The sequence below is a fragment of the Azonexus sp. IMCC34839 genome (assembly GCF_047047955.1).
GTDB lineage: Bacteria > Pseudomonadota > Gammaproteobacteria > Burkholderiales > Rhodocyclaceae > Azonexus.
In genome coordinates this window covers 893,155-918,863 of the sequence record NZ_CP150631.1, presented here as the reverse complement: position 1 = coordinate 918,863, position 25,709 = coordinate 893,155, and the positions used below count along the sequence as shown (strand labels likewise).

At 59.7% G+C, this 25,709-nt stretch carries 21 protein-coding genes; 12 read left to right on the top strand and 9 right to left on the bottom strand.

Annotated elements, in window-relative coordinates:
• Window positions 1-112: 112 nt before the first annotated feature.
• The 3 genes from WIF35_RS04620 to phnD are packed head-to-tail and all read left to right on the top strand — an operon-like array spanning window position 113 to window position 3,016.
• Complete coding sequence (locus WIF35_RS04620; RefSeq protein ID WP_412480394.1) at window positions 113-1,699, top strand: peptide chain release factor 3; 1,587 nt, start codon at window positions 113-115, stop codon at window positions 1,697-1,699.
• Window positions 1,700-2,149: a molybdopterin synthase catalytic subunit MoaE gene (moaE, locus tag WIF35_RS04615; RefSeq protein WP_412480393.1), complete on the top strand. Its 450-nt coding sequence runs from the start codon at window positions 1,700-1,702 to the stop codon at window positions 2,147-2,149.
• Window positions 2,150-2,152: 3 nt separating this feature from the next.
• Window positions 2,153-3,016: a phosphate/phosphite/phosphonate ABC transporter substrate-binding protein gene (gene phnD / locus WIF35_RS04610; RefSeq protein WP_412480392.1), complete on the top strand. Its 864-nt coding sequence runs from the start codon at window positions 2,153-2,155 to the stop codon at window positions 3,014-3,016.
• Between the two features lie 84 nt (window positions 3,017-3,100).
• Here the strand turns inward: phnD and WIF35_RS04605 are convergent, their stop codons facing one another.
• Complete coding sequence (locus WIF35_RS04605) at window positions 3,101-4,735, bottom strand: methyl-accepting chemotaxis protein (protein WP_412480391.1); 1,635 nt, start codon at window positions 4,733-4,735, stop codon at window positions 3,101-3,103.
• Between the two features lie 176 nt (window positions 4,736-4,911).
• Here WIF35_RS04605 and clpB point away from each other — a divergent pair, with 176 nt between their 5' ends.
• Entirely contained in the window at window positions 4,912-7,494 is a 2,583-nt protein-coding gene (gene clpB / locus WIF35_RS04600; RefSeq protein ID WP_412480390.1) for an ATP-dependent chaperone ClpB, read from the top strand.
• 146 nt (window positions 7,495-7,640) lie between these two features.
• Window positions 7,641-8,468, top strand: coding sequence for a DUF3592 domain-containing protein (locus WIF35_RS04595; protein WP_412480389.1), 828 nt, complete (start codon window positions 7,641-7,643; stop codon window positions 8,466-8,468).
• 77 nt (window positions 8,469-8,545) lie between these two features.
• Here the strand turns inward: WIF35_RS04595 and WIF35_RS04590 are convergent, their stop codons facing one another.
• On the bottom strand, window positions 8,546-8,845 hold the full coding sequence (locus tag WIF35_RS04590; RefSeq protein ID WP_412480388.1) for a DUF2502 domain-containing protein: 300 nt from the start codon (window positions 8,843-8,845) through the stop codon (window positions 8,546-8,548).
• 79 nt (window positions 8,846-8,924) lie between these two features.
• Between WIF35_RS04590 and WIF35_RS04585 the strand changes: the two genes are divergently transcribed.
• Window positions 8,925-9,719: a DUF1684 domain-containing protein gene (locus tag WIF35_RS04585; protein ID WP_412480387.1), complete on the top strand. Its 795-nt coding sequence runs from the start codon at window positions 8,925-8,927 to the stop codon at window positions 9,717-9,719.
• Here the strand turns inward: WIF35_RS04585 and WIF35_RS04580 are convergent.
• A complete protein-coding gene (locus tag WIF35_RS04580; protein WP_412480386.1) occupies window positions 9,705-10,835 on the bottom strand; it encodes an aminotransferase class V-fold PLP-dependent enzyme in 1,131 nt (376 codons plus the stop codon). The genes WIF35_RS04585 and WIF35_RS04580 overlap by 15 nt on opposite strands.
• A 358-nt stretch (window positions 10,836-11,193) precedes the next feature.
• Here WIF35_RS04580 and proC point away from each other — a divergent pair, with 358 nt between their 5' ends.
• The 4 genes from proC to WIF35_RS04560 are packed head-to-tail and all read left to right on the top strand — an operon-like array spanning window position 11,194 to window position 17,415.
• Window positions 11,194-12,006 carry a pyrroline-5-carboxylate reductase gene (proC, locus tag WIF35_RS04575; protein ID WP_412480385.1) on the top strand — a complete coding sequence of 271 codons (813 nt, stop codon included), beginning with the start codon at window positions 11,194-11,196 and terminating at the stop codon, window positions 12,004-12,006.
• A gap of 20 nt (window positions 12,007-12,026) precedes the next feature.
• Complete coding sequence (locus WIF35_RS04570; RefSeq protein ID WP_412480384.1) at window positions 12,027-12,512, top strand: Lrp/AsnC ligand binding domain-containing protein; 486 nt, start codon at window positions 12,027-12,029, stop codon at window positions 12,510-12,512.
• Entirely contained in the window at window positions 12,509-16,120 is a 3,612-nt protein-coding gene (gene putA / locus WIF35_RS04565; RefSeq protein ID WP_412480383.1) for a bifunctional proline dehydrogenase/L-glutamate gamma-semialdehyde dehydrogenase PutA, read from the top strand. The genes WIF35_RS04570 and putA overlap by 4 nt, the downstream gene beginning before the upstream one ends.
• A gap of 11 nt (window positions 16,121-16,131) precedes the next feature.
• Window positions 16,132-17,415, top strand: coding sequence for a Glu/Leu/Phe/Val family dehydrogenase (locus WIF35_RS04560; protein ID WP_412480382.1), 1,284 nt, complete (start codon window positions 16,132-16,134; stop codon window positions 17,413-17,415).
• Window positions 17,416-17,480: 65 nt separating this feature from the next.
• Here the strand turns inward: WIF35_RS04560 and rquA are convergent, their stop codons facing one another.
• The 5 genes from rquA to WIF35_RS04535 form a co-directional block, all read right to left on the bottom strand.
• Window positions 17,481-18,215 (bottom strand): rhodoquinone biosynthesis methyltransferase RquA, encoded by a 735-nt coding sequence (gene rquA / locus WIF35_RS04555; RefSeq protein ID WP_412480381.1) that lies wholly within the window; start codon window positions 18,213-18,215, stop codon window positions 17,481-17,483.
• 61 nt (window positions 18,216-18,276) lie between these two features.
• Window positions 18,277-18,891, bottom strand: a complete 615-nt coding sequence (locus tag WIF35_RS04550) for a cytochrome b/b6 domain-containing protein (protein WP_412480380.1) — start codon at window positions 18,889-18,891, stop codon at window positions 18,277-18,279.
• Window positions 18,892-18,908: 17 nt separating this feature from the next.
• The gene (locus WIF35_RS04545) at window positions 18,909-20,501 is read right to left on the bottom strand and encodes a tetrathionate reductase family octaheme c-type cytochrome (RefSeq protein ID WP_412480379.1); all 1,593 of its coding nucleotides are present in this window, start codon (window positions 20,499-20,501) and stop codon (window positions 18,909-18,911) included.
• A gap of 12 nt (window positions 20,502-20,513) precedes the next feature.
• Window positions 20,514-21,656: a rhodanese-like domain-containing protein gene (locus WIF35_RS04540; protein WP_412480378.1), complete on the bottom strand. Its 1,143-nt coding sequence runs from the start codon at window positions 21,654-21,656 to the stop codon at window positions 20,514-20,516.
• Window positions 21,657-21,723: 67 nt separating this feature from the next.
• Window positions 21,724-22,116 (bottom strand): c-type cytochrome, encoded by a 393-nt coding sequence (locus WIF35_RS04535; protein ID WP_412480377.1) that lies wholly within the window; start codon window positions 22,114-22,116, stop codon window positions 21,724-21,726.
• Between the two features lie 267 nt (window positions 22,117-22,383).
• Between WIF35_RS04535 and WIF35_RS04530 the strand changes: the two genes are divergently transcribed.
• Together WIF35_RS04530 and WIF35_RS04525 are read left to right on the top strand one after the other, a co-directional pair.
• Complete coding sequence (locus WIF35_RS04530; protein WP_412480376.1) at window positions 22,384-22,617, top strand: DUF3567 family protein; 234 nt, start codon at window positions 22,384-22,386, stop codon at window positions 22,615-22,617.
• Between the two features lie 49 nt (window positions 22,618-22,666).
• Entirely contained in the window at window positions 22,667-22,876 is a 210-nt protein-coding gene (locus tag WIF35_RS04525; protein WP_412480375.1) for a DUF3460 family protein, read from the top strand.
• A 112-nt stretch (window positions 22,877-22,988) separates the two neighbouring features.
• Here the strand turns inward: WIF35_RS04525 and WIF35_RS04520 are convergent, their stop codons facing one another.
• Window positions 22,989-25,706 carry a GNAT family N-acetyltransferase gene (locus WIF35_RS04520; RefSeq protein ID WP_412480374.1) on the bottom strand — a complete coding sequence of 906 codons (2,718 nt, stop codon included), beginning with the start codon at window positions 25,704-25,706 and terminating at the stop codon, window positions 22,989-22,991.
• Window positions 25,707-25,709 lie beyond the last annotated feature (3 nt).

The following is a 25,709-nucleotide window of genomic DNA, read 5'->3' as shown; positions in this document are numbered from 1 at the left end:
GCACCGCAGCAGTCGAGAAAGCCGGCGATCAGCGTGACAAAAGTCGCCTGATCCGGGGAGAACGCATCGTACCAAGGTTATAATTCGCCGTTTTCCCAGCCAGTAAGCCGCCGTGTCCGTACTAGACGAAGAAATCTCCCGCCGCCGCACCTTTGCCATCATTTCCCACCCCGATGCGGGTAAGACGACGCTGACCGAAAAACTGCTGTGGTTCGGCGGCGCCATTCAGGTGGCTGGCGAAGTGCGCGCCCGCAAGGCCTCGCGCCACGCGACTTCGGACTGGATGGAGCTGGAAAAGCAGCGCGGCATTTCGGTGACCTCGTCGGTCATGCAGTTCCCGTACCGCGAATGCATGATCAACCTGCTCGACACGCCGGGTCACGAAGATTTTTCGGAAGATACCTATCGCACGCTGACCGCCGTGGACTCGGCGACCATGGTCATCGACTCGGTCAACGGCGTCGAAGCGCAGACCATCAAGCTGCTCAACGTCTGCCGCATGCGTGACACGCCGATCCTGACCTTCATCAACAAGCTCGACCGCGAAGGCAAGGAGCCGATCGACCTGCTCGACGAAATCGAGTCGGTGCTCGGCATGCAGTGCGCACCGATCACCTGGCCCATCGGCATGGGCAAGCGTTTCCGCGGCGTCTATCACCTGTACGACGACACCATCGCCTTCTTCGATCCCCAGGCCGAGAAGGGTACGGCCGAGATCATCCAGGGGCTGGACAACCCGCGTCTGGACGAGCTGATCGGCACGCAGGCCGACGAATTGCGCACCGACATCGAACTGGTGCGCGGCGCGTCGCACCCCTTCGATGCGGCGGATTACCTCGCCGGCAAGCAGACGCCGGTCTTTTTCGGCTCGGCGGTGAACAACTTCGGTGTGCAGAGCCTGCTCGACGCCGTGGTCGAATTGTCGCCGGCACCTATCGCACGACCGGCGCTGGCCAAGGGCGAGGCGCGCCAAGTGGCGCCGAACGAGGCCAAGTTCTCTGGTTTCGTGTTCAAGATCCAGGCCAACATGGACCCCAAGCACCGCGACCGCATCGCCTTCCTGCGCGTGTGTTCCGGCCGCTTTGACCGGGGCATGAAGGTCAAGCAGGTGGCCACCGGCAAGACGCTGTCGATCAACAACGCCATCACCTTCATGGCGCGTGACCGCTCGACTGCTGATGAGGCCTGGTCCGGCGACATCATCGGCATTCCGAACCACGGCACGATCCGCCTGGGCGAGACCTTCTCGGAAGGCGAAGACCTGCGCTTCACCGGCATTCCGTCCTTCGCGCCCGAAATGTTCCGCCTGGCCCGCATTGCCAACCCGCTGAAGATCAAGCAGTTGCAGAAGGGCTTGCAGCAACTGGCAGAAGAGGGCGCGACCCAGTTGTTCCGGCCGATTTCCGGCTCCGACATGATCCTCGGCGCGGTCGGTGCCCTGCAGTTCGACGTGGTGGCGCATCGCCTGGAGCACGAATACGGCGTACAGGTGATTTTTGAGCACTACAACTGCGCCACGGCGCGCTGGATTACCGGCGATCAGGGCGAACTGCGCCAATTGTCCGACCGCTACAGCGCCAACGTCGCGCTCGACGGCGCGGACGATCCGGTCTATCTCGCGCCGAACAACGTGTACCTGAACATGGTGCAGGAAAAATACCCGAACCTGCGCTTCCTCGAAGCGCGCGAGGTGGCCTAAGTGACTGTCCGGGTCCAGGAAGCGGATTTCGACGTCGGCGCCGAATTGGCGGCGCTGCGCGCCGGCGATGCGCGCGTCGGCGCGCTGGCCAGCTTCCTCGGCCTGGTGCGCGACATGAACGACGGCGCGAGCGTTTCCGGCATGACGCTTGAGCACTATCCGGGCATGACCGAAAAGTCGCTCGAAGCCATCGTCGCCGAAGCCAGGCAGCGCTGGGATATTTACGATGCCTTGGTCATCCACCGCGTCGGGCCGCTCAAGCCCTGCGACCAGATCGTGCTGGTCGCGGTGACCAGCGCCCATCGCGGAGAATCGTTTGCCGCCTGCGAGTTCATCATGGACTACCTGAAGACCCAGGCCCCGTTCTGGAAAAAGGAAGCCACGGCAGACGGCGGTCGCTGGGTCGATGCGCGCGACACTGACGACAGCGCGGCAGCGCGCTGGAAGTAAAACATGGCGATCAGCGAGCGACGGAGACAGTTTGGCCTTAGCCTGCTTGTATCTGCTCTCATGGCAAGCGCGCCATCGGCAATTGCTCAGGAGTTGCCCAAAGTATTGGTGATGGGCACTTACGCCTCGGAATTGCCCAGCGAAGAATTGGAGAAGCTCGACCCTCTGCGCGAAGGTCTGGAGAAACGACTCGCTGCCTTGGGCTTCCCAATAAAAATCGATATCGTGATTTTCCCGACTTATGAAGAGGCGGTTGTCCAGGTTGCGCGCAACAAGGTCGATTTTGCGCGAATGGGGCCAGCGAACTATGTCTTGGTCAAACGGCAAAACCCCGGACTCAAACTGCTGGCTATGGAAACCAAAGGTGGGGCAAAGCAGTTGACGGGTTATATCTCTGTTCCCGAGAACTCTCCGGTGCGGAAGCTTCAGGATTTGCGGGGCAGAAGGATTGCTTTTGGCGAGCAGAACTCGACGACTGGCAGGTATTTCCCTCAGGCAGCACTGGTCGAAGCCGGTATTTTTGCCAGCGATTTGTCGGGATATCGATTTCTAGGAAGGCACGACAAGGCGCTTTCGGCGCTCGCGGCCGGTAGCTTTGATGCAGCTGCAAGCAATGAGGTGAGCTTTGAAAAGTATGGCGTTGTGCGCAAGTTTCGCGTGATACATACGATGAAAAGCCCTGCGCATGCATGGGTTGTGCGCAGTGATTTGTCGCCGCTGGTGATGGAGAAGCTCAGGCAGGCGATGTTGGCAACGACGTCGGCTGAACTGTCCGGTTTGAAACGCGATGGAATGTCTGCCGGTTCAGACAGCGAGTACGAACAAGTGCGTCAGGCCATGAAGACAGCTGTTCGCTTCATCGAATGAATGCCTTTCGGGGGCACAGCGCATTTTCCAACCTGAAAAACAAACGGGCCACCAAGGTGGCCCGTTTGCGTTAGTCCTTGAATTTCAGACGCGGAAATTACCTACCGCTTGATGCAACGAAGCGGAGAGTGAGTGCAGGTGGCGCGCTGCATCCGCCGTATGGCGAACGGCGACGGCACTTTCTTCCGACATCTGGGCAATGCTTTCCAGACGGCGGGCGATTTCGTTACTGGCCGCGCTTTGCTCGTGGATGGAATCGGAGATGCCGTTAACCACTTCGGTGACGCGCTCGGCACCCTCACGGATGCGGTTGATCGACTGGCCGGCCTGATTGGCCAGTTCAACGCCGTTGCTCACCTGGGAAACACCGGTTTGCATGCTGGAGACAGCACTGCGCGTGCCGCTCTGGATCTTCGACACCATGTCGGTAATTTCGGTGGTCGACAGGCTGGTGCGCTCGGCCAGCTTGCGCACTTCATCGGCAACCACAGCGAAACCGCGGCCTTGTTCGCCGGCTCGTGCTGCTTCGATCGCGGCATTCAGGGCGAGCAGGTTGGTCTGATCGGCGATTTCCTTGATGGTGTTGACGATGGAGGTAATCTGATCCGATTGACGGCCGAGGTCTTCGACAATCTGCGACGACGCCTGCACGGCCTCTGAAATCTTCTGCATTTCGTTGGCGGCGCTGTAGATGACGGTGGCGCCTTCGGAGGAGATGTTGCCGGCTTCTGCGGAAATCTCATTTGCTTCGCGGGCGTTGTCGCGTACCTGGTCGATACTGACCGCCATTTCCTCGACCGAGGCTGCCATTGACGATGCAGCATCGCTCTGCAGTTTGGCACGTTCAGCAACTTCTTCCGAAGCCTTGAGCAACTGATCGGCAGCCGACGCAACCTGTTCGGCATTGCGGACGATCGTACCGATGGTGTTACGCAGGTTGTTCTGCATATTGCCGATGTTGGCCAGTAGGCTGTCCTGATCGCCGGCTGCGCATTCGACCGGGGTAGCCAGGTCGCCAGAGGCAATGCGCTTGGTGATTGCCGATGCCACCGCGGGGTCGCCGCCCAAGGTCTTGATGATGTTGCGTGACAGGATCAGTAGCGAGACGATCACGAAACCGCCAATACCGATACCCCAGATCAGTAGCTTGATGGCGTCCTGGCGGAACTTGGCATCGACGTCATCAATATAGATGCCGGAACCGATGACCCAGCCCCAAGGCTCAAATCCTTTGACGAAGGAGATCTTGGGTACGCCTTCTTCGGCACCGGGCTTGGGCCACAGATAGTCAACGAAGCCTGAACCTTGAGCCTTGACGACCGAATTGAATTCACGGAAGAGGAACTTACCGTTCTTGTCCTTCAGCTGATCGAGTTTCTTGCCGTCGAGTTCCGGCTTGATCGGATGCATGACCATCAGGTCGGTGAGATCGTTAATCCAGAAGTACTCGACCTTGTCGTAGCGCATGGCCCTGACGGCGTCTATCGCGGCTTTCTTGGCATCTTCGACGGATAGCTTGCCGTTACGTGCTTCCGCCTCGTAGTGGGCAACCGTTGCATGGGCGACTTCTACCAGATTGCGGACTTTGTCCTGACGATCACCCAGCATCTGAGACTTGCTATTGATCAGAAGCACGATGAATAGCACCGTTAGTGCAAGCACAGTGGCGACCGACATGGTCATCAACTTGCTGCGTAAGCTCATTCCTCCCGCGGACATAGCTTTCTCCTTGAAGCGTATTTATTGCTTAATGTTTCACTGATTTGAAATTCTAGCCCAAAGTGCGCAGAAACCCATGAATTTGGCGGGTTTTGATCATTTTTCGCAATCGCTTGAAATTGCGAGGAACACCCCCATCTCCGAGACATCTGAAATATCGTCCTTGGAGGACTTCCATGCGTCTGGATAAATTCACGACCAAATTCCAGCAAGCTTTAGCCGATGCGCAAAGCCTGGCGCTCGGCAACGACCAGCAGTTCATCGAACCGCAGCATCTGCTTGTGGCGTTGATCAATCAGGACGACGGCGGTACGAGTTCTTTGCTCTCACGTGCCGGCGTCAACTTGCCGGGACTGAAGCGTGACCTGGAACAGGCGCTGACCCGTCTGCCCAAGGTCGAAGGGCATGGCGGCGATGTTCAGGTCGGGCGCGATTTAGCCAACTTGCTGAACCTGACCGACAAGGAAGCGCAAAAGCGTGGCGACCAGTTCATCGCCAGCGAAATGTTTCTGCTTGCCCTCTGTGACGACAAGAACGAAACCGGGCGCATCGCCAAGCAGCATGGCTTCTCCCGCAAGTCCATCGAGGCGGCCATCATGGCCGTACGCGGCGGACAGGGCGTCGATAGCCAGGAAGCCGAAGGCCAGCGCGAATCGTTGAAGAAATACTGCATCGACCTGACCGAACGTGCTGCTCAAGGCAAGCTCGACCCGGTGATCGGCCGCGATGACGAGATTCGTCGCGCCATCCAGATTCTGCAACGTCGCACCAAGAACAACCCGGTGCTGATCGGCGAGCCGGGCGTCGGCAAGACGGCCATTGTCGAAGGCCTCGCGCAGCGCATCGTCAATGACGAAGTGCCGGAAACCCTGAAGGGCAAGAAGGTGCTGGTCCTCGACATGGCCGGCCTGCTGGCTGGGGCCAAGTATCGCGGCGAATTCGAGGAGCGCCTGAAGGCCGTGTTGAAGGAAGTGGCCCAGGACGAAGGCCGCATCATCCTGTTCATCGACGAAATCCACACCATGGTTGGGGCCGGCAAGGCCGAAGGCGCCATCGATGCCGGCAATATGCTGAAGCCTGCCTTGGCGCGTGGTGAGCTGCATTGCATCGGTGCGACGACGCTGGACGAATACCGCAAGTACATCGAGAAGGACGCCGCGCTGGAACGCCGTTTCCAGAAGGTATTGGTCGACGAGCCGAGCGTCGAATCGACCATCGCCATCCTGCGTGGTTTGCAAGAGAAGTACGAACTGCACCACGGTGTCGACATCACCGATCCGGCGATTGTGGCTGCTGCCGAGTTGTCGCACCGCTACATTACCGACCGCTTCCTGCCGGACAAGGCCATCGATTTGATCGACGAAGCCGCTGCCCGCATCAAGATGGAAATCGATTCCAAGCCGGAATCGATGGACAAGCTTGACCGTCGCATCATCCAGCTGAAGATCGAGCGCGAGGCGGTGAAGAAGGAAAAGGATGAGGCTTCGCAGAAGCGTCTCGGCCTGATCGAGGACGAAATCGCACGTCTGACCAAGGAATACTCCGATCTGGAAGAAATCTGGAAGGCGGAGAAGTCGGCCGTGCTCGGTTCCGCCCAGATCAAGGAAGAAATTGACCACCTGAAGGCAGACATCGCCAAATTCCAGCGTGAAGGCAAGTTGGAGAAAGTGGCCGAGCTGCAATACGGCAAGCTGCCGCAACTCGAAGCCCAGCTGAAGACGGCCGAGGCCGCCGGCGACGGTGGCCAGCAGAAGAACAAACTGCTACGCACCCAGGTTGGGGCCGAGGAAATCGCCGAGGTGGTCTCACGCGCCACCGGCATTCCGGTCAGCAAGATGATGCAGGGCGAGCGCGACAAGCTGCTGAAGATGGAAGAGAAGCTGCACAACCGTGTAGTCGGTCAGGACGAGGCCGTGCGTCTGGTGGCGGATGCCATCCGCCGCTCGCGCGCCGGTCTGGCCGATCCGAATCGTCCGTATGGCTCCTTCCTCTTCCTTGGCCCGACGGGCGTGGGCAAGACCGAGCTCTGCAAGGCGTTGGCCGAGTTCATGTTCGACAGCGAGGAACACCTGATCCGCATCGACATGAGCGAGTTCATGGAGAAGCACTCGGTCGCCCGCCTGATCGGCGCACCGCCGGGATATGTGGGCTACGAAGAGGGCGGCTACTTGACCGAAGCCGTGCGCCGCAAGCCGTACAGCGTGATCCTGCTCGACGAAGTCGAGAAGGCGCATCCGGATGTCTTCAACGTGCTGCTGCAAGTGCTGGACGATGGCCGCATGACCGACGGCCAGGGCCGCACCGTCGACTTCAAGAACACGGTGATCGTCATGACCTCCAACCTCGGCAGCCAGATGATCCAGCAGATGGCCGGCGACGATTACGGCGTGATCAAGGTGGCGGTGATGGCCGAGGTGAAGACCTATTTCCGTCCCGAGTTCATCAACCGGATCGACGAGGTCGTGGTCTTCCACAGCCTGGACGAGAAAAATATCGCGGGCATCGCGCGCATTCAGCTCGGTTATCTGGAAAAACGCCTGGCGCAACTGGAGATGGGTATCGTGGTTGACGACAGCGCCTTGTCCGAACTGGCCAAGGCCGGTTTCGACCCGGTGTTCGGTGCGCGACCACTCAAGCGGGCGATCCAGCAGCAGCTCGAGAATCCGCTGGCGCGGGCGATTCTGGAAGGCAAGTTCGCCGCCAAGGATACGATCAGGGTCAGTTGCGAAAACGGCATCATCCGCTTCAATAAGGCGTAAAAGCGAAAGTCGGTTGAAATGCAAACGGCGGGAATTCCCGCCGTTTCTTTTTCTCGCTCAAGACCTTGCAAGATATCCCAGCCAAACCGATTGCCGGGATAGGTTACGGCGGTTAGTCTAGACGAATCTCCGTATCTGGATTTGCGATGGACGAAACCCTGATCGATCAAGGATTTCTCTGGTTCTTCGGCGCATTGTTTGCTGGCCCGTTGATCGGCTGGCTCATTGGGTTGAAAGGCGGTTTCGAGCGAGGGGTTGCCGTCGCATGCCTGATCATTGGTCTGACGAGCTCCTATTTTGCGGTCAGTGTAGGCGTCGATCGGGCGGAGCAATTACGAGGGACCACGGCTGTCGAAGGTCGTCTGCTGGAGTTTGTCGAACAAAGCAGCAAGGATGCTGACGGAAAAGTCAGCGTGACCTACGCGCCTCGCGTCGGATTCGTTTCTGCGAATGGCGAAGAGCACAGCGTCTTGGGTTTGGGTGGGTCGCAGCAAAGCAAGGAAATTGGCGACCCAGTGATGGTCCGCTACCGGGCCGAGCAACCCGATCGGGCAATCGTCGCCGATTTTCAGAATACGTGGGGGCCTGTCGTCGCATTTGCGCTGTTTGGAGGGCTACCCGTACTTTTTGGCCTGTTCTTTTTGGCGCAGGCATGCTTTCCGATGGCGTTGGCGGTCGAGCCAAAAATACTCACCCCGCGAGACAAACTCAGAATGTTGTGGGCCAGGTACGTCACCATGGCGGGCAATCTGCTTTTGTTGCTGGCTTTCGTTTTCATGGGAGTCGCACCGTTTTCGGTGATCGTTGCCATCGGCGCCGGGTTTTGCGGAATTGCGCTCGCTTGCCTGGTTTATCTGCTGGCGGAATTGATTCGGCCGGCACGGGTATGGCAGCGGATATTCATCTTGTTCATCGTGGCCAGCGGTTTTTCGACCTTTGGCGTCCTCGGGCTATTGCTCGGGCTTGAGATCTGAAACTGCGAAAGGTATGCGGCGCTTGCCAGCAAAGAAAAAGGGGCCGCAGCCCCTTTTGTTTTAGATCCGATCAAGTATCAGCAGCGGCCTTTCTTGGCCTGGCCCGGCGGGCAATGGCCGCCATCCTGATGCGGGACGCCACGGTCGCCGCGCCCGGTGTAGTATCGTTCGCCGCGCGGACCGTCGTGACGACGCCAGTAATCGGGGTCGCGGTATTCGTAACCATCCCAGTAGTAGCCGCGGTTGTCGCGACTGCCAAAAGTGACCGATACACCCGGGGCATCGACGCGGACCGATCCGAGGTTAACATTGATGTCGGCAGCGCTGGCGATTGCCGATGCGCCGACGAGCAAGCCAGCGATGAGCAATTTTTTCATGGAAGCTCCTTGAGAATATGTGGCTTCAAGCAGTATTGAAGTTGATCATTATTTTGCCAATTTAGTTCCAGATGACCAAATGAGCAATTCATACCAAGTTTCCGATCTTTCACGCTGGCAGGCTGCCCGCCATGCCGAATTGTCTGCAGCCGACAGTTGGCTTGGCCTGGTCGGATTGTTCTGGCTGGAAGATGGCTTGAATGCCGTCGGCAGCGCGGAGAACGCCGTTGTCTGTTTGCCTGCCGGGCCGGCGTTCGCCGGTAGCTTGCGCGTCGAAGGCACACGGGTTTTCTGGCAGGCCGACGGACTGGAAGCGCAGGAACTGGAAACCGACCGCAGTGGAGCCCCTGCTGCGGTGCACATCGAAAAACTGGCATTTTTCATCGTCGAGCGAGAAGGGCGCCTAGCGGCGCGGGTGCGCGATCTCGCTTGGGCCAGCCGGCAAGCATTCGCCGGACTCGACTATTTTCCCGAGGATGCAGCTTGGGTTTACGAAGCCGACTGGGCGGAACTGTCGCCACCGCTGACGATGGAGGTACCGAATGTGACCGGTGAACTGAAGGCAGTCGAAGTCCGGCACAAGGCGGTCTTTACGGTGGACGGGCAGTCGGTTGAGCTGCTACCGATGTCGGAAAGCGACAGGGAAGTGTTTTTCGTTTTCCGCGACCGGACGAGCGGCAAGGAAAGCTACGGGGCAGGTCGTTTCCTGAAGGCGCTCCCGGCGAAAAACGGGCGGATCGTGCTCGACTTCAATCGTGCCTACAACCCACCCTGTGCCTTCACGCCATTTGCCACCTGCCCGCTGCCGCCGCCCGAGAACTGGTTGCCGTTCCGCGTGCCGGCGGGCGAAAAGAAATACTTAGGCGAGCACTGAGTCGAGCGCTTTGGCCAGGTTGGCCGCGGTGCGCTCGGGGTTGTGCAGCTTTTCCAGGCCGAACAGGCCGATGCGGAAGGTCCGGAAATCCGGGCCTTCGTCGCATTGGAGCGGCACGCCGGCCGCTGTTTGCAGGCCGGCGGCGATGAATTTCTTGCCGGACTGGATGTCGGGATCGGTGGTGTAGCTGACGACCACGCCCGGGGCCTGGAAACCTTCGGCCGCGACGCTCGGGAAACCGCGCGATTCGAGCAGTTCGCGTACGCGGCTGCCGAGCCCCAATTGTTCCTCGCGCACCTTGGCGAAACCGTAGGCCTCGGTTTCCAGCATCACGTCGCGCATCGTGGTCAGCGCATCGGTCGGCATGGTGGCGTGGTAGGCATGACCTCCGTTTTCGAAGGCCTGCATGATCTGCAGCCACTTCTTCAGGTCGCAGGCAAAGCTGGTACTGGTGGTTTGCTCGATGCGGGCGAGGGCGCGCTCGCCGAGGCAGACCAGGGCGCAGCACGGCGAGGCGCTCCAGCCCTTTTGCGGGGCGCTGATCAGCACATCGACGTCGTTCTGCTGCATGTCGACCCAGACCGTGCCGGAAGCCACGCAGTCGAGCACGAACAGCCCGCCCACTTCGCGCACGGCGGCACCGACGGCCTTGAGGTAACTGTCGGGCAGGATCATGCCGGAAGCGGTTTCAACGTGCGGGGCAAAGACGACGGCCGGTCTTTGCGCGCGGATCGTGGCGACGACTTCATCGAGCGGGCAGGGAGCGAACGGTGCCTGGGCGCCGCTGCCGACCTGGCGAGCCTTGAGCACGATGCTGTCGGCAGGAATGCGTCCCATCTCGAAAATCTGCGTCCAGCGGAAGCTGAACCAGCCGTTGCGGATGACCATCACCTTCTGGTCGGTGGCGAACTGACGGGCCACGGCTTCCATGCCGAAGGTTCCACTGCCTGGCACCACGACGGCGGCCTGGGCGTTGTACACCTGCTTCAACAGGCGGGAGATGTCCTTCATGACGCCCTGAAAGCGCTGCGACATGTGGTTCAACGCGCGGTCGGTGTAGACGACGGAGTATTCGAGCAGGCCATCGGGATCGGGGTGGGACAGCAGGGCAGTCACATTTGTCTCCTGGTAAGCGAAGCGGTTGGGAGTTTTTTTACAACAGGAATGCAAAAAAAATTGCGCCGATAAGTGTTCATTTTGGCATAAGCGCGATCGGATAAGGGTCTCCGCTGTTGGCCATGAAATTCTGTCTCGGAAATAGGGGAGGAAAAGCGATTTTTTGGCTCGCTTTTCAGAATAAAACGCTAAATTTCTCTCATATAACGTTGTTTGTGCTTTGTATTTTTATTTGTATGGTTTATTAATCTGAGATTTGAAAATTTGTTGGGTTTTTGTTCTTGATTGTTGACTCCTGGTCGAATAAGCTGTGGCAAACAAAGTTTGGTTGTGGTGATTTCTACCAAAGGAGATTCAATTGGCAGAGAAAAAAACTGTTCTGTTCATCGGTTGCGGCAACATGGGCGCTGCCCTGGCCGGAGGCTATGCCCGCCGCCATCCAGAAACTGAGGTCGTGGCCATCGATCGCGACCCAGCGCGGGCCAGCTCCTTGTTGCCCAGCGATAGCGGCGTGCGTGTCTACAGCCGGATCGAGGATGTCGCCGATGTGCGCCCAAGCATCGTCGTGCTGGCGTTGAAACCGCAGGTCTTGGGTGAAGCCTTGGGCGGCTTCCTCGCAGTTTGTCGCGATGCCCTGGTGGTGTCGATCGCCGCCGGTGCCAGCCTGGCTCGTCTTGCCCAAAATCTGGGAAGCCATCGCCGCCTGGTGCGCGCCATGCCGAACTTGCCGGTTGTCGTGGGGCAGGGGATGAGCACGCTGTACGGCGAGGGGCTGAGCGAGAGCGACCGCGAATTGGCTTCAGCTTTGTTTGCTGCCGTCGGCGAAGTGGCCTGGGTGAATAGCGAAACACAGATCGACCTGGCCACGGCCGTGGCCGGTAGCGGGCCGGCATATTTCTTTGCCATCGTCGACCATCTGGCCCAAGCTGGCGTGGCCAATGGCCTGGCCCCCGAACTGGCGGCCCGTTTGGCCAGGCAAACCTGTATCGGTGCGGCCAGCCTGATGGCCAACGATGCCCGTTCAGCAGGGGAACTGCGTGCCGCGGTGTGTAGCCCGGGGGGGACCACCGAGGCAGGCTTGGCCGCGATGGAGCACGAAGGGGCGCTGCCGGGGATTCTGGCGAATGGCGTTGCCGCAGCCTATGCACGGGCTGGCGAGCTGGCCGATTAAACGATTATTCGGAGACAACGATGTTCAAACTTGATCAGATCGATCTGGCCATTCTGGCCGCCTTGCAGGCCGATGGCCGGATTACCAATGTCGCTCTGGCCCGCCAGGTCGGGCTCAGCGCCACGCCCTGTCTGGAACGGGTCAAGGCGCTCGAATCGGCCGGGCTGATTGCCGGCTACGTTGCTCGCTTGTCGGCGCCGGCACTGGGCTTGGGCCTGACGGTATTCGTGCAGATCAGCCTGGATCGGACCTCCGCCCAAGCCTTTGCGGATTTCCGCGAAGCCGTGCAGGGCATTCCGGAAATTCAGGAGTGCCACATGGTCGCCGGTGGTTTCGACTACTTGCTGAAGGTCCGAGTCCCCGACATGACGTCGTACCGGAATTTTCTCGGCGCGGTGCTGTCCGGGATTCCAGGCATACGCGAAACCCACAGCTATCCGGTGATGGAAGAGGTCAAGGACAGCGCGACCCTGAGTCTTCGTCATTTGCAGGGAGGTCAGGCATGACGATGAGCGGCGATCTGCGGGCCAAAATCCGCCAGGCCTATCGTTGTGCCGAAGACAGCCATGTGCTGGCCCTGGCCGATGAATTGGCGAGTGTCGCTTACGACCGTCAGGCCGTCGCCCGGCAGGCGCGGGAACTGGTGGAAGCGGTGCGACGTCAGCGCAGCCAGGCCAGCGGGGTGGATCACCTGATGCACGAATTCTCGTTGTCCAGTCAGGAAGGCGTCGCTTTGATGTGCCTGGCCGAGGCCTTGTTGCGCATTCCGGACACGGCTACGGTGGACCGGCTGATTCGCGACAAAATCAGCCATGGCGACTGGAAGGCTCACCTCGGCGGCAGCAGTTCGCTCTTCGTCAATGCAGCGACCTGGGGCCTGATGCTGACCGGAAAGCTGGTCGCCACGCAATCGCATGGTGCCTTGGGCACTGCCTTGAGCAGCCTGGTGCGCAAAGGCGGCGAACCGCTGATCCGCAAGGGCGTCGATTTCGCCATGCGCCTGCTCGGCCAGCAGTTCGTCATGGGCGAGGACATCGATGCAGCACTCGATCGTAGCCAAGCCAATGTCGCACGGGGTTACCGCCATTCGTTCGACATGCTGGGCGAAGCCGCGCTGACGGCAGCAGACGCCGAGCGCTACGCGGCCGCCTACGAAAAGGCGATTCACGCGATTGGCCATGCTGCCGCCGGGCGCGGTGTCAAGGATGGGCCAGGTATTTCGATCAAGCTGTCGGCCTTGCATCCGCGTTATATGCGTAGCCAGCGCGCAAGGGTGATGGCCGAGTTGCTGCCGCGCCTGCTTGGCTTGGCGCAACTGGCCCGTCAGTACGACATCGGGCTGAATATCGATGCAGAGGAAGCCGAGCGTCTCGAACTCTCGCTCGATCTCTTTGAAGCCTTGGCGACCGCCCGGGAACTGGCAGGGTGGGATGGCCTGGGCTTTGTCGTGCAGGCCTACCAGAAGCGTTGCCCTTTCGTGATCGACTGGCTGGCCGACCTGGCCGAGCGCAGCGGACGGCGCTTCATGGTTCGCCTGGTCAAGGGGGCTTATTGGGACAGTGAAATCAAGCGGGCCCAGGTCGATGGGCTGGCCGATTACCCGGTACTGACCCGCAAGGCACATTCCGACCTTTCCTATCTCGTCTGTGCGGCCCGCTTGTTGGCGGCGGCACCGGCAATCTACCCGCAATTCGCCACGCACAATGCGCACACGCTGGCGAGCGTCTGGGAGATGGCGCGGGTGCGCGGGGTCGATGAGTTCGAATTCCAGTGCCTGCACGGCATGGGTGAGCCGCTCTACGACAACGTGGTCGAAGGTACGCCCGGCAAGCCCTGCCGTATCTATGCGCCGGTCGGCACGCACGAAACGCTGTTGCCTTACCTGGTGCGCCGCCTGCTCGAAAACGGCGCCAATTCCTCCTTCGTCAATCGAATCGTCGATCCGGCGGTGTCGATCGATGAACTGGTCGAAGATCCGTTGCTATCCATCCAACGACACGGAGCTGGGCGCCATCCGGCGATTCCCTTGCCCGGCGAATTGTTCGGTCACGGTCGGCGAAACTCGCAGGGTGTCGATCTGAGCGATGAGGGGCAGATTGCTGCGGTGCACGCGGCGACCGATCGATTTTCCGAGCGGCGCTGGCTTGCCGAGCCGGCAGTCGCTGGCGTTACGGCACGGCCCAGCTGGCGCAGCGAAATCCGCAATCCGGCCCGGCGTGACGAGATCGTCGGTTATGTCAGCGACAGCGATTTGGCGACCATCGAATGCGCGCTGGCCAATGCGGCCGCTTGCGCCGAGCGCTGGCACGCTGTGGCCCCAACTCAGCGTGCGGCTTGCCTGTTGCGTGCGGCAGACCTGATGGAGGCGACGCGTGACGAACTGATCGCCCTGTGTCAGCGCGAAGCCGGCAAGACCTGGAGCAACGCGGTGGCCGAGGTGCGTGAGGCGGTGGATTTTTGCCGTTACTACGGTGCACAGCTCGTTTCGGCGAATTTCCAGGTGCCGGCCACGGCCCCGGGGCCGGTGGTGTGCATCAGCCCATGGAATTTTCCCTTGGCGATTTTCATCGGCGAAGTGGTCGCGGCGCTGGCTGCCGGCAGTCCGGTGCTGGCCAAACCGGCCGAGCAGACGCCACTGATTGCCGCCTTGGCCGTCCGCCTGCTGCATGAAGCCGGGGTGCCGTCGGATGTACTGCAATTTTTGCCCGGCCGCGGTGAGGTCGTCGGCGCCGCGCTGACGGCCGATGCGCGGGTGCGCGGCGTGGTGTTCACCGGCTCGACCGAGGTTGCCCGGCTGATCAACCAGAGCATCGCCCAACGCGGCAACGTCCGCCTGATTGCAGAAACGGGAGGACAGAACGCCATGATCGTCGACTCCTCGGCCTTGCCGGAGCAGGTCGTGCAGGACGTGCTGGTTTCCGGTTTCGACAGTGCCGGCCAGCGTTGCTCGGCGCTACGCGTCCTCTGTCTGCAAACCGACATCGCCGAGCGCACGCTGAGCATGCTGCGCGATGCCATGCAGGAACTGGTGATCGGCGATCCGCAACAACTCGCCACCGATGTCGGCCCGGTGATCGACGAGGAGGCTCGCGACTGCTTGCTGGCCCATATCGAGCGGATGCGCCAGCGTGGCCGAGCGGTATTCCAGTTGCCCTTGCCTGACGCAAGCGCGACGGGCTGCTTCGTGCCGCCGACCTTGATCGAGATCGATTCGCTGGCCGATCTGCAGCGCGAAGTCTTCGGGCCGGTCGTGCATGTCTTGCGCTTCGCTGCCGACAAGCTGCCGCGCCTGATCGAGCAGATCAACGCCAGCGGCTATGGCCTGACCATGGGCTTGCATAGCCGCATCGACGAAACGGTGGCGCTGGTGACCAATACGGCGCATGTCGGCAATCTCTACGTCAATCGCAATATGGTGGGGGCCGTCGTCGGCGTCCAGCCATTTGGCGGCGAGGGGCTTTCCGGCACCGGGCCAAAGGCTGGCGGGCCGCTCTATTTGCATGGTCTGGCCGGGAGCGAGCAACTGGAGGCGAGGATGCTGCTCAGTGGCGACAACGAGGTTTTGCTGTCGCCGCAAGCCCCATTCAGGGTTTTTGCCGAATGGGCCTTTGCGGCCGGTTGGAGCGATATCGCCCGGCTGTGCACCGATTATGCGGAGAAAACCTTGCTCGGCCGGAGCGTGTCCTTGCCAGGCCCGACGGGGGAACGCAATGAGTTGCGCTTCGAGTCGCGCGGGCGCTGGCTGTGTGTGGCGAGCGATCTTGAAGCGCTGCTTCGCCAATTGGCTGCGGTGTATGCCACGGGCAATAGCGCGGCGTTGCTGGAGGGGGAGCACGGCCAGCGCTTGTCAGCCATGCTGCCGCCAGAGTTGCTGGCCAATATCCGCCTTATGCCGCAAAACGAATACCGAGGTTTGCAGGGCATTCTGCTCGATGGCGACGGGGGGCGTATCGAATGCAGTGCCGCTGCCGAACCCGGGGCCATCATCGCTATTCTGCGCACCAACGGCGATGGTGAAACCTATCCGCTTTACCGTATGCTTGCCGAACGCGTGGTCAGCACCAACACGACTGCGGCCGGCGGCAACACCACCTTGATGACTTTGGGTTCATGAGAGGAGCAAACATGGATCAGACTCGGCTGCCTTCCTACATTTCGTCCGAGAACATCGGGCCATGGCGGATTTTCCTGCACCAGATCGAGCAGGTCGCACCCTTGCTCGAACCGGCACTGCATCCCTGGGTCGAGACCTTGCGTCGGCCGAAGCGCTCGCTCATCGTCGATGTGCCGATCCGCCTCGATAACGGTGAGATCGCCCATTTCGAAGGCTACCGCGTGCATCACAACACATCGCGCGGGCCAGGCAAGGGCGGCATTCGCTATCACCAGGATGTCACCTTGTCCGAGGTCATGGCCTTGTCCGGCTGGATGACCATCAAGAATGCCGTGGTCAACGTTCCCTTCGGGGGTGCCAAAGGGGGCATTCGGGTCGATCCGCGCCAGTTGTCGCTGGCCGAACTGGAAAGGCTGACCCGACGCTATACCAGTGAAATCAGTTCGATGATCGGGCCGGATAAGGATATTCCCGCTCCCGACATGAACACCAACGCCCAGGTCATGGCCTGGATGATGGATACCTATTCGATGGGCGAGGGACGAACGGTGACCGGTGTCGTCACGGGCAAGCCCCTGGCGCTCGGTGGCTCGCTGGGCCGCCAGGATGCTACCGGGCGCGGCGTTTTCGTTACAGCGCGCGAGGCTGGGCGTCGGCTCGGAGTCGCACTCGATGGAGCTCGTGTCGTCGTGCAAGGCTTCGGGAATGTCGGCGAAGCCAGCGCCCGCATGTTTGCCCAGGCTGGGGCCAAGGTCATCGCCATCCAGGACGTGAGCGGCACGGTGTACAACCCGGCCGGCTTGGATGTTGCCGCTCTGCGCAGCTATTACGCGGCCAACCGCAGCCTGCTGGGCGCACCGGGTACCGACGCGTTGGGCAACGAGGAATTCTGGGCCTTGCCCTGCGAATTTCTGGTGCCGGCAGCGCTGGAATCGCAGATCAACCGCTATAACGCCGGACAGATCGATGCGCGCATCGTGGTCGAAGGGGCCAATGGCCCGACGACGCCGGAGGCCGAGGCCATCCTGGCCGAGCGCGGTATCACCGTGGTGCCGGATGTTTTGGCGAATGCGGGTGGCGTGACCGTCAGCTATTTCGAGTGGGTGCAGGATTTCTCCAGCTATTTCTGGAGCGAGGATGAAATCAATGCCCGCCTCGATCGCATCATGACCGAAGCCTTCAACGCCATTTGGCAATTGGCCGAAGAACGCAAGCTGTCGCTGCGTACGGCTGCTTTCGTCATCGGCTGTACGCGGGTATTGGCGGCACGGGAAACGCGCGGGCTTTATCCCTGAGGGAGCGGGGGCGGCTGCTGCGGTGCACCGCCCCAAAATGCCAAATTTCGCCTTCCATTCGTGGGTTAAACCCGAACAACCACTTTCTGATACAGGCGGCCGAAATAGTGGGTTTTGCTCACCGCCTCTGGTGACACGCCGGAAGGTAGAAACGCGGCGATATCGCTGCGCCAGAGATCCATGGCGAATGGCTCGAGTGTCCGCAGAACCATCTGCATCGGGAGATTCAACGGATGCAGACGTGCCGGACGGTGGTAATCGACGATGACGATTTTCCCGCCCGGCCGGGTGACACGCATGGCTTCGGCCAAGGTGGCGCGGCGAACCTCTTCCGGTTGTTCATGGAGCAGGAAGAAGAGGAGGGTCGAATCGAAGTGCCCATCTGGATACTGCAATGCACTTGCATCCTGAAGGCGGAGTCGGACTGCCGGGTGTGCGGGGATTTTCCGGCGCAGGTTTTCCAGCTGTATGGGGGCAACGTCGACGACTTCGAGAGAGCCTTCTCCAGACAGTCGGCTGACGATGCGCTGGGTGAAGTCACCATAGACACAGGCGATTTGCAGCACGTTGTTGTCGATCTTCTCTCCCAGTTCGGCGAGAGCCGCATCGCGCAGGCGGGCGAAATTGCCCCACAGGATCAGATTGACCAGCCATTCGCGTTCGAACAGGCGTACTGCATTGGGGTGCAGGTAAGCCCACCAGTAAACACGTTGCAGGTAGTCGGGGATGTCAGTCTGATGATGTCGGTTCAGTGGGGAATGGGGCAGTACTACGGCAATGCCGTCATTGTTGTTTTTCATGGCTCAAGCGGATTGGCTATGGTGTAACCGGGTGCCCGAGGGCACCCGGCGATATCGACTATCAATTGCAGGATTTTTCGCTCGCGCTTTCCGTTTCATCCCAACCGGTGATCATCGCTTTCAGATGAGCAGTCAGGGTATGGCCCGTGGTGATCAGATAGACGTGTACGATGAGAAATGCCAGCATCAGGAAGGCTCCGACGGTGTGTGCAAGTGCGATAGTACCTAGCTCAATGGGATATCCCAAGGCGGACAGTTCGTTGTAGAAGAGGTAGGCCAGGCCGGAGAGCCAGATCAGGGGATTGATCAGCACCTTGACGCCCAGATAGGCCTGAGCCTGCATCGGGTTATGCTTGCGCCCACGGGTAACCTTGAAGGGATGCGGCTCTCCCTTGAAGATGCCCCAGGCGTAGTGCCGGATGATTTTGTCCGTCCCCTGCATCGTGGGGATGTACTGACGCCATTCTCCGGTCGTGAAATGCCAGAAGATGGCGAATACCCACAGGGTTATGAGCGCCCATGCTGCAACGGTATGCACCTGATGTGCCGTCTTGAAACCCAACGCATGAAAGCTGCCGTGAATTTCAAAGCCGGTGAACAGCATGCCGATGATCAGCAGCGCCTGCATCCAGTGCCAGAAACGTTCAAATCGAGTGAAGATGTAGATTCGTTCCATGATGACTAACCATCCATTCAATGCTTGCGGCGCAGGAAGCGGATCAGACCGTGCAGCGAGACGCCGCACAGGAGTCCACCAGCGGCCAGCCAGCCCAAAGTGTTGATCAGGGGATGACCGTCGCGGCCAGGGATGTAGATACCGCTAACCTTATCCAGACGGCCGTTTCGGGCGTGACAATCGTTGCAGCCGAGAGCTTTGTCCTTGGGGGCCACCATGTGGGTAATCGGCCATGACATCTCTGTCTTGATGAATCCTACCTTGCCGGAGAACGGAGCTCCGGATACCTTCATTCCGGAGTCGATCGCCTTTTCCCAGCCAAAATTCTTCCAGTAGGCGGTGTCGTCGTTGCCAGCGGTGTGCGGTGTCACCAGTGTGCGGTTCTCCGGATCGTAGGGTTGCGTTCCCCGGAAGATCTTCATTGGCCAGATCATCGAGCGACCGTCACTTGGGCTTCCGCCAAGCGCATTGATCTTGGTGATCCCATCGCTATTCTCGATCTTGTCATTCAGCAAGGTGTAGGTAATGTCACCGTTGAACCAGACGTATTCGGGTACGACGTTTTCTCCCAGGGTGAAATCCCCTTTCTTGGAGTCATAGATGATGCGTCCCTTTTCGTCCTTCTTCAGAATTGGCTTTCCTTCCGGCGAAAGCTTGCCGGCAGTCGACCAGTCCCAGTTGGTCTTGGTGGCCACGCCGCCTCGGGCAATTGCCGGTATGTGGCAGGTTTGACAAGCGACCTTGTCGGTATGGTCGTTAAGCTTGGCGGGAACGCCCCGTCCCTTGTGCGGTGACTGGCCATGGCAACTCTGGCAGGTCGCCGGGCTGGATTTGTCTTCCTTGCCACGCAGGTGGGCTCCTCCGCGATCGACGGCAACCGGGGTGTAGCGACTACCCGGAACATCGTGGCTTGAAGTCATGTGGCAGGTGCCACAAGTGAAATCGAGACCGGTGGCATCCATATGCACGTCGAGTTCCTTGTCGGGCGAGGCTAGCGAGGAGTCCATGTCGCCGTGCTTCACGCCATCGCCGCCGCCACCGAAGAAGTGGCAACTACCGCAGGTATCGCGACTGGTCTTGCCCACCTTCTGCGCAACCTTGGTCAGGTCGATTCCCTTGACGATCTTGCCCGATCCTGGAGGTGCTTCGGTGTCCTTGACTGGAGGGTGGCCGGCAAGACCCGGCAGCTTCTTGTAACTGCCGGTGGTGTCATGACAGGCCAGACAGTCGACGTTCTCTTCGACACTGAAGTCGAAGTTGGCATCTTTCCAGCCATAGCCCACGTGGCAACTGGTACAGAAGGCGTAATTCGACGGTATCGAGATGCAGAAGTTGTTGATGACGTTTTTCTTGCCAAGGCGCTGCTGGTTAGCTGGATTCAGGAATTCCCAGGTCCAGTGCTTGGTTCGATGTACCTGGCCCGCCGCCTCTGTGTGACAGGTCAGGCAGGCTTTGGTGACTTCAGGTCCTGAGGCAAAGGTGCGCTGCAGTTCCTTGAACTTCGTATGATCTGCCGTGCTGTTCATCTTGACGGGCTTGCCTTCTGCGGCAATCCCAGGCCAGGCCAGGGCGAGGGCAGCCAGTGCGGCGAGGAAATGGATTCTCAACATGCTGTTCCCCGCTTACTTCTTCTCGACGATGGTGTAGCTGCCATCCTTCGACCACTTGATGTCAGCATCCATGAAATAGGTCTTGAGCGCAGGCTTGTAGAGCTTGACCATGTCCACAGCTTCACCGCTACGACCACCGGCACCACAGACGAAAATGATTGGTTTGTCGGCAGGCAGTTCATCGATGCGCTTTTCCAGGGTATTGATCGGAATGTTGCGCGCCCCTTTGAACGTTCCACCGGCAAACTCCTGCGGTTCGCGTACATCGATGATGTGAATGCTTTCCGGGGCTTCCTTGAAGATCTTCTCGAAGGAGGCGACAGTGATGGTGCCGGTCTCTTTGCCCTGCTGGATTGCGGGTGTGGCCGATACGGCATTCTCGCCGGTTGGCCCGGGGCCATAGAGTTTGGCCCACAGCGGGTAGCCTTCGGGAACGACCTTGACGTTGGTGTAGCCCAATTTGACGGCCTTTTCTGCGGAATCGGAACTGAGCTTGCACGTCAGCCCCTCGCAGTAGAAGTAAAGCGCCGAGTTCTTGTCTGCTGGAAGGCGTTCGGCTGCCAGCTTGTCAAATTGCGAGTCGGGCAAGCTGACGGCTCCGGGAATGTGTCCTTTGTCGTATTTGCGTTCCTTGGGGCGCGAGTCGATCAACGTGATGGCCGCTTTTTCATCGAGCAATTTCTTGACGAAAGGAATGCTCACAGCGCCCATATGCCCCTTCTTTATCCAGTCAGGATAGCCCTCCGCATACACGCGGATGTTGGTATAGCCGAGCTTTTCTGCCTTGAAGGCGGAGTTATGGCTGAGCATGCACTCATAGCCTTCGCAATAGAAGATGAGCAGGGTGTTCTTGTCCTGCGGCAACTGGTCAGCGAACTTGTCGAATTGGCTATCTGGGATATTGATCGCCGTTGGGATATGGCCGGGGTCGAATTTGCGGGTTGTCGGTCGCGAATCGACGATCTGTACACCGTCAGGCTTCGGCAGGATGGCGTAACGGGCGACGAAGGCATCATCGACGCGTTTGCCGTACCAGCCCTCCTTGGCTTGAACGGTTTCGGCATCGGCGGCCAAGGCATGAGAGCAATTAACCAAGGGAACTGTAAAGAGGGCGGCCAGCAAGCTGGCGGCCGCGAAAATACGTGCGGATTTCATGGTGAACTCCCGGGTTCTGAATCAGCGTCGGTTTAAGCAGGAATCGCGGTCAAGACGACCGGATGGTTCAACTGCAGCTGGCTGGCGAATCGCCATCCTTGGCGCCCTTGGTGACAAAGGCACGGATGTCTTCCAGCAACTCCTCATCGGGAACGTCAGCGAATTTTTCTGCCGCCTTGTTTTGTGACTTGATGCTGGCTCTGTAACTCTTGCTGATGTATTGCTTCATGGAGTCCTTGCCTTTGGCATGCTTGTCGGCCTTCAAGTAAGTTGTCCATTCAGCCTTGGTCATCGTGCTGGGGGCAATCGAGCCACCGGCCTGTGCTGCGTGGCAAGCAGTACAAACGCTACGGTAATAGACACGACCGCGCTTCCAGTCGGCATCGTAGGCGGTCGCCGTTGCACTGAGCAAGGCTAGGGAAGCAGCCAGAGTGGCTGACGCAAACGTACGCATTTTCATGACAGACTCCGTATGAGACATTTAATTTTTATCGACGTGCTCCGTCTTCGGTATCTGCTGCGTCGAGGCGGTTTTACACGACGTTGTGGTCAATCATACGCTGCTAATATTTTAATGTGCTTATGGTTATCTGATCATAATCAAAGAAGGTGCATTTAGTTGCTGCTTCAGGAGGGCGCAATTCCCCGGCGATCACATTGGTTTGGCTACAGTCTCGGCCGAAATTGACGTTAACTAACCTACCAGGTGAATGATCAGGAGGTTGCGATGAACGTGATTTATAGCAGCGAGCAATTCTGCGTCCTCTCGTATCCCTCTCAGCAAGGATTTGAGTTGTTCGATAAAACCGCCTGTAGCAGTGTCTATCTCGATGGCGCCATGGCATGGCATTTCCGTCGTTCGATGGAACAGATTCCTGAAGAGGCACGGGATGTCGAGAACGTCGACGCTTTTCTCGATGAATATTGTCGTGGCGTTTGTCGCCCCATCGCCTTCCACTGACATGCTAGAATCGCGCGGTTAATCAAATCTGCCAGAGGAAAGTCGCAAAATGGGTGTCGTCGATAGCAGCTACGTGTCCGATCATACGAAGTGGATCAACGAACAACTGGAAAAGAACCCGGAATGGGTTGCCGATCAGAAGGCCGGCCGCGCCCTGTGGTGGGACAAGAAGCAGGAAGTCGATACGACTGCCCGTAACGCCGAGTCCAAGGTGGCACATAAGCCTTACCCGTACGACGTGAATTTCTACGGCGAATAATTTCGCTATTTGAAGTCAGCAGAAAGCCGGTCATTGACCGGCTTTTTTGTTGCCCAAAAAGCAAAGAGCCGACCTTGCGGTCGGCTTTTTGTCATGGCGGCGCTGACGACAATCAGCCCGTCAGCGGTTTGACCACGCGCTTGACGGCGGTGTCTTCCGGGTGCGGGTGGATGGTGAAGCCCAGGCTGGTCATCAGGCGGAACATCTTGGTGTTGGTCGACAAGACGTCGCCAACGACGGCACGGTAGCCCTTCATGCGGGCGCATTCGATCAGCGCGGTCATCAGCTTGCGGCCGACGCCGCACTTCTGCCAGTCGTCGCCGACGGCCAGGGCGAATTCGACCGACTCGCCGTCCGGATTGACCACGTAGCGAGCGACGCCGATCTGCAGTTCGGGCAATTCGACATCATCGACGTTGTCCTCGACTTCCCGGGCGATCGTGGCGACCAGTGCCATTTCGCGGTCGTAGTCGATCTGCGTGAAACGCACCAGCATGGTCTGGGTCAGTTCGCGCAGGGTATCCATGAAGCGGTAGTAGCGCGACTCGTCGGACATGTTCTTGACGAAATCCTGCTCCATATCGGCATCTTCCGGGCGAATCGGACGGATGGTGACGACCTTGCCGTCGTTCATCTGCCATTCCTGCACCAGATGGACCGGGTAGGGGTAGATCGCCATGTGGGCATAGCGGTCGCCGTTGGCCCCTTGGGCATGGTCGATGACGATGCGCGCATCGGCAGCGATGGCACCGTTTTCGTCGACGATCAGCGGGTTGAGGTCGAGTTCCTGAATCCACGGCAACTCGCAGACCATTTCCGAGATGCAGAGCAGGACTTCCTTGAGCGCTTCGCGGTCGACCGGCGGCATGTTGTGGAACTGGCCGAGAATCTTGGAAGCGCGCGTCGAGTCGATCAAATCCTTGGCCAGGAACTTGTTGAGCGGCGGCAGGGCGACCGAACGGTCGGAGAAGATTTCGACGTCGAAACCGCCGGCACCGAAGGTGATGACCGGGCCAAAGATCGGGTCGCGGAAGACGCCGATCATCAGTTCGCGGCCGTTCGGGCGCGACAGGAAGGGTTCGATCGAGACGCCGTTGATCTTGGCATCCGGCCGGCGCTTCTGCACGGTTTCGATGATGTCGTGATAGGCGTTGCGCACGGCCGGGGCATTCATGATGTTCAGGCGGACGCCACCGACATCGGATTTGTGCGGCAAGTCGGGCGAGTCGACCTTCATGGCGATCGGGAAGCCGATCTGCTCGGCGAGCAGCAGGGCTTCGGTGGCAGTGCGCGCCACCATGGTCTGCGCCACCGGAACACGGAAGGCGCGCAGGATGGCCTTCGATTCCATTTCCGACAACACTTTGCGGCGTTCGGCGAGCAGCGCCTCGATCAGCATCTTGGCGCCTTCGGCTTCCGGGCGACCGTGCTGGCGGGTCGGTTCCGGCGTTTGCAGCAGCAGCTTCTGGTTGCGGTAGTACTTCGAAATGTGATGGAACAATTCGATCGCGGTTTCCGGCATGCGGAAGGCCGGAATACCGTTTTCCTCGAGCAGTTTGCGCCCTTCGCGCACCTGCTCTTCACCCATCCAGCAGCAGATGATCGAGCGGTTGAGCTTGTCGGCGATCTCGACGATGGCCTGGGCGACTGCCAGCGGGTCGGTCATGGCCTGCGGCGAGAGCATGACCAGCGTGCTGTCGACATTCGGGTCCTGGGTGACGGCCAGGATGGTTTCGCGGTAGCGCTCGGGCGTCGCATCGCCCATGATGTCAATCGGGTTGCTGTGCGACCAGGTGGGCGGCAGTGCCTTGTTCAGCACAGCCATCGTTTCGTTGGTCAGTTCGGCCAGCGGAATGCCCATGTCGCCGGCACGGTCGGCAGCCATGGCGCCCGGACCGCCACCGTTGGTGATGATGGCCAGGCGGTTGCCCATCGGCCGGAATTTGGAGGCCAACGCCTTGGCGGCATAGAACAGCTGTCCGACGTTCTGGACGCGGACGACACCGGCGCGGCGAATGGCGGCATCGAACACCGTGTCGGATACCGCGGCCATGCCGGAGTGCATCGCGGTGGCAGCAGCTCCGGCTTCGTGGCGACCGGCCTTGAGCAGGATGATCGGCTTGATGCGGGCAGCCGAACGCAGGGCGCTCATGAAGCGGCGGGCGTTACGGATGCCTTCCACGTACATCAGGATGTAGTGGGTGCGGCTGTCGTAGATCAGGTAATCGAGAATCTCACCGAAATCGACGTCGGCGGTGGTGCCGATGGAGATGACCGACGAGAAGCCGACCTGGTTGGCGGTGGCCCAGTCCAGAACGGCGGAACACATGGCGCCGGATTGCGAAACGAGGGCGAGGTTGCCGGGGGCGGCGTTGACCTTGGCAAAGGTGGCGTTAAGACCGGAATCGGGGCGGATGATACCGAGGCAGTTCGGGCCGAGGATGCGCACGTTGTACGAACGGGCGATTTCGAGCATCTTGCGCTCGATGGCGGCGCCGACGTGGCCGGACTCGGAGAAGCCGGAGCTGATCACGATGACGTTGCGTACGCCGCTGCGGCCGCACTGTTCGATGATGTGCGGCACGGTCTGCGGGCGGGTGGCGACGACGGCCAACTCGACGCGGGCGCCGATTTCCTCGATCGACTTGTAGGCCTGCTGGCCTTGGATTGTCTCGTGCTTCGGGTTGATCGCGTAGAGGCGACCCTTGTAGCCCGAGCTGAGGATGTTCTTGAAAATGATGTTGCCGACCGAGTTTTCGCGGTCGGAAGCACCGATGACAGCAACCGATTTTGGTTCGAAGAGCGACGTTAGATAGTGCTGCTCTAGCATGGT

Bases quoted from the DNA above. Each gene is read 5' to 3' on its own strand.
- WIF35_RS04540 (WP_412480378.1), bottom strand. From the start codon at position 21,656: ATGAAATCCGCACGTATTTTCGCGGCCGCCAGCTTGCTGGCCGCCCTC.
- WIF35_RS04590 (WP_412480388.1), bottom strand. From the start codon at position 8,845: ATGAAAAAATTGCTCATCGCTGGCTTGCTCGTCGGCGCATCGGCAATC.
- clpB (WP_412480390.1), top strand. From the start codon at position 4,912: ATGCGTCTGGATAAATTCACGACCAAATTCCAGCAAGCTTTAGCCGAT.
- WIF35_RS04535 (WP_412480377.1), bottom strand. From the start codon at position 22,116: ATGAAAATGCGTACGTTTGCGTCAGCCACTCTGGCTGCTTCCCTAGCC.
- WIF35_RS04545 (WP_412480379.1), bottom strand. From the start codon at position 20,501: ATGTTGAGAATCCATTTCCTCGCCGCACTGGCTGCCCTCGCCCTGGCC.
- WIF35_RS04605 (WP_412480391.1), bottom strand. From the start codon at position 4,735: ATGTCCGCGGGAGGAATGAGCTTACGCAGCAAGTTGATGACCATGTCG.
- WIF35_RS04520 (WP_412480374.1), bottom strand. From the start codon at position 25,706: ATGCTAGAGCAGCACTATCTAACGTCGCTCTTCGAACCAAAATCGGTT.
- putA (WP_412480383.1), top strand. From the start codon at position 12,509: ATGACGATGAGCGGCGATCTGCGGGCCAAAATCCGCCAGGCCTATCGT.
- phnD (WP_412480392.1), top strand. From the start codon at position 2,153: ATGGCGATCAGCGAGCGACGGAGACAGTTTGGCCTTAGCCTGCTTGTA.
- WIF35_RS04595 (WP_412480389.1), top strand. From the start codon at position 7,641: ATGGACGAAACCCTGATCGATCAAGGATTTCTCTGGTTCTTCGGCGCA.
- WIF35_RS04525 (WP_412480375.1), top strand. From the start codon at position 22,667: ATGGGTGTCGTCGATAGCAGCTACGTGTCCGATCATACGAAGTGGATC.
- WIF35_RS04570 (WP_412480384.1), top strand. From the start codon at position 12,027: ATGTTCAAACTTGATCAGATCGATCTGGCCATTCTGGCCGCCTTGCAG.
- rquA (WP_412480381.1), bottom strand. From the start codon at position 18,215: ATGAAAAACAACAATGACGGCATTGCCGTAGTACTGCCCCATTCCCCA.
- WIF35_RS04550 (WP_412480380.1), bottom strand. From the start codon at position 18,891: ATGGAACGAATCTACATCTTCACTCGATTTGAACGTTTCTGGCACTGG.
- WIF35_RS04530 (WP_412480376.1), top strand. From the start codon at position 22,384: ATGAACGTGATTTATAGCAGCGAGCAATTCTGCGTCCTCTCGTATCCC.
- WIF35_RS04560 (WP_412480382.1), top strand. From the start codon at position 16,132: ATGGATCAGACTCGGCTGCCTTCCTACATTTCGTCCGAGAACATCGGG.
- WIF35_RS04585 (WP_412480387.1), top strand. From the start codon at position 8,925: ATGAGCAATTCATACCAAGTTTCCGATCTTTCACGCTGGCAGGCTGCC.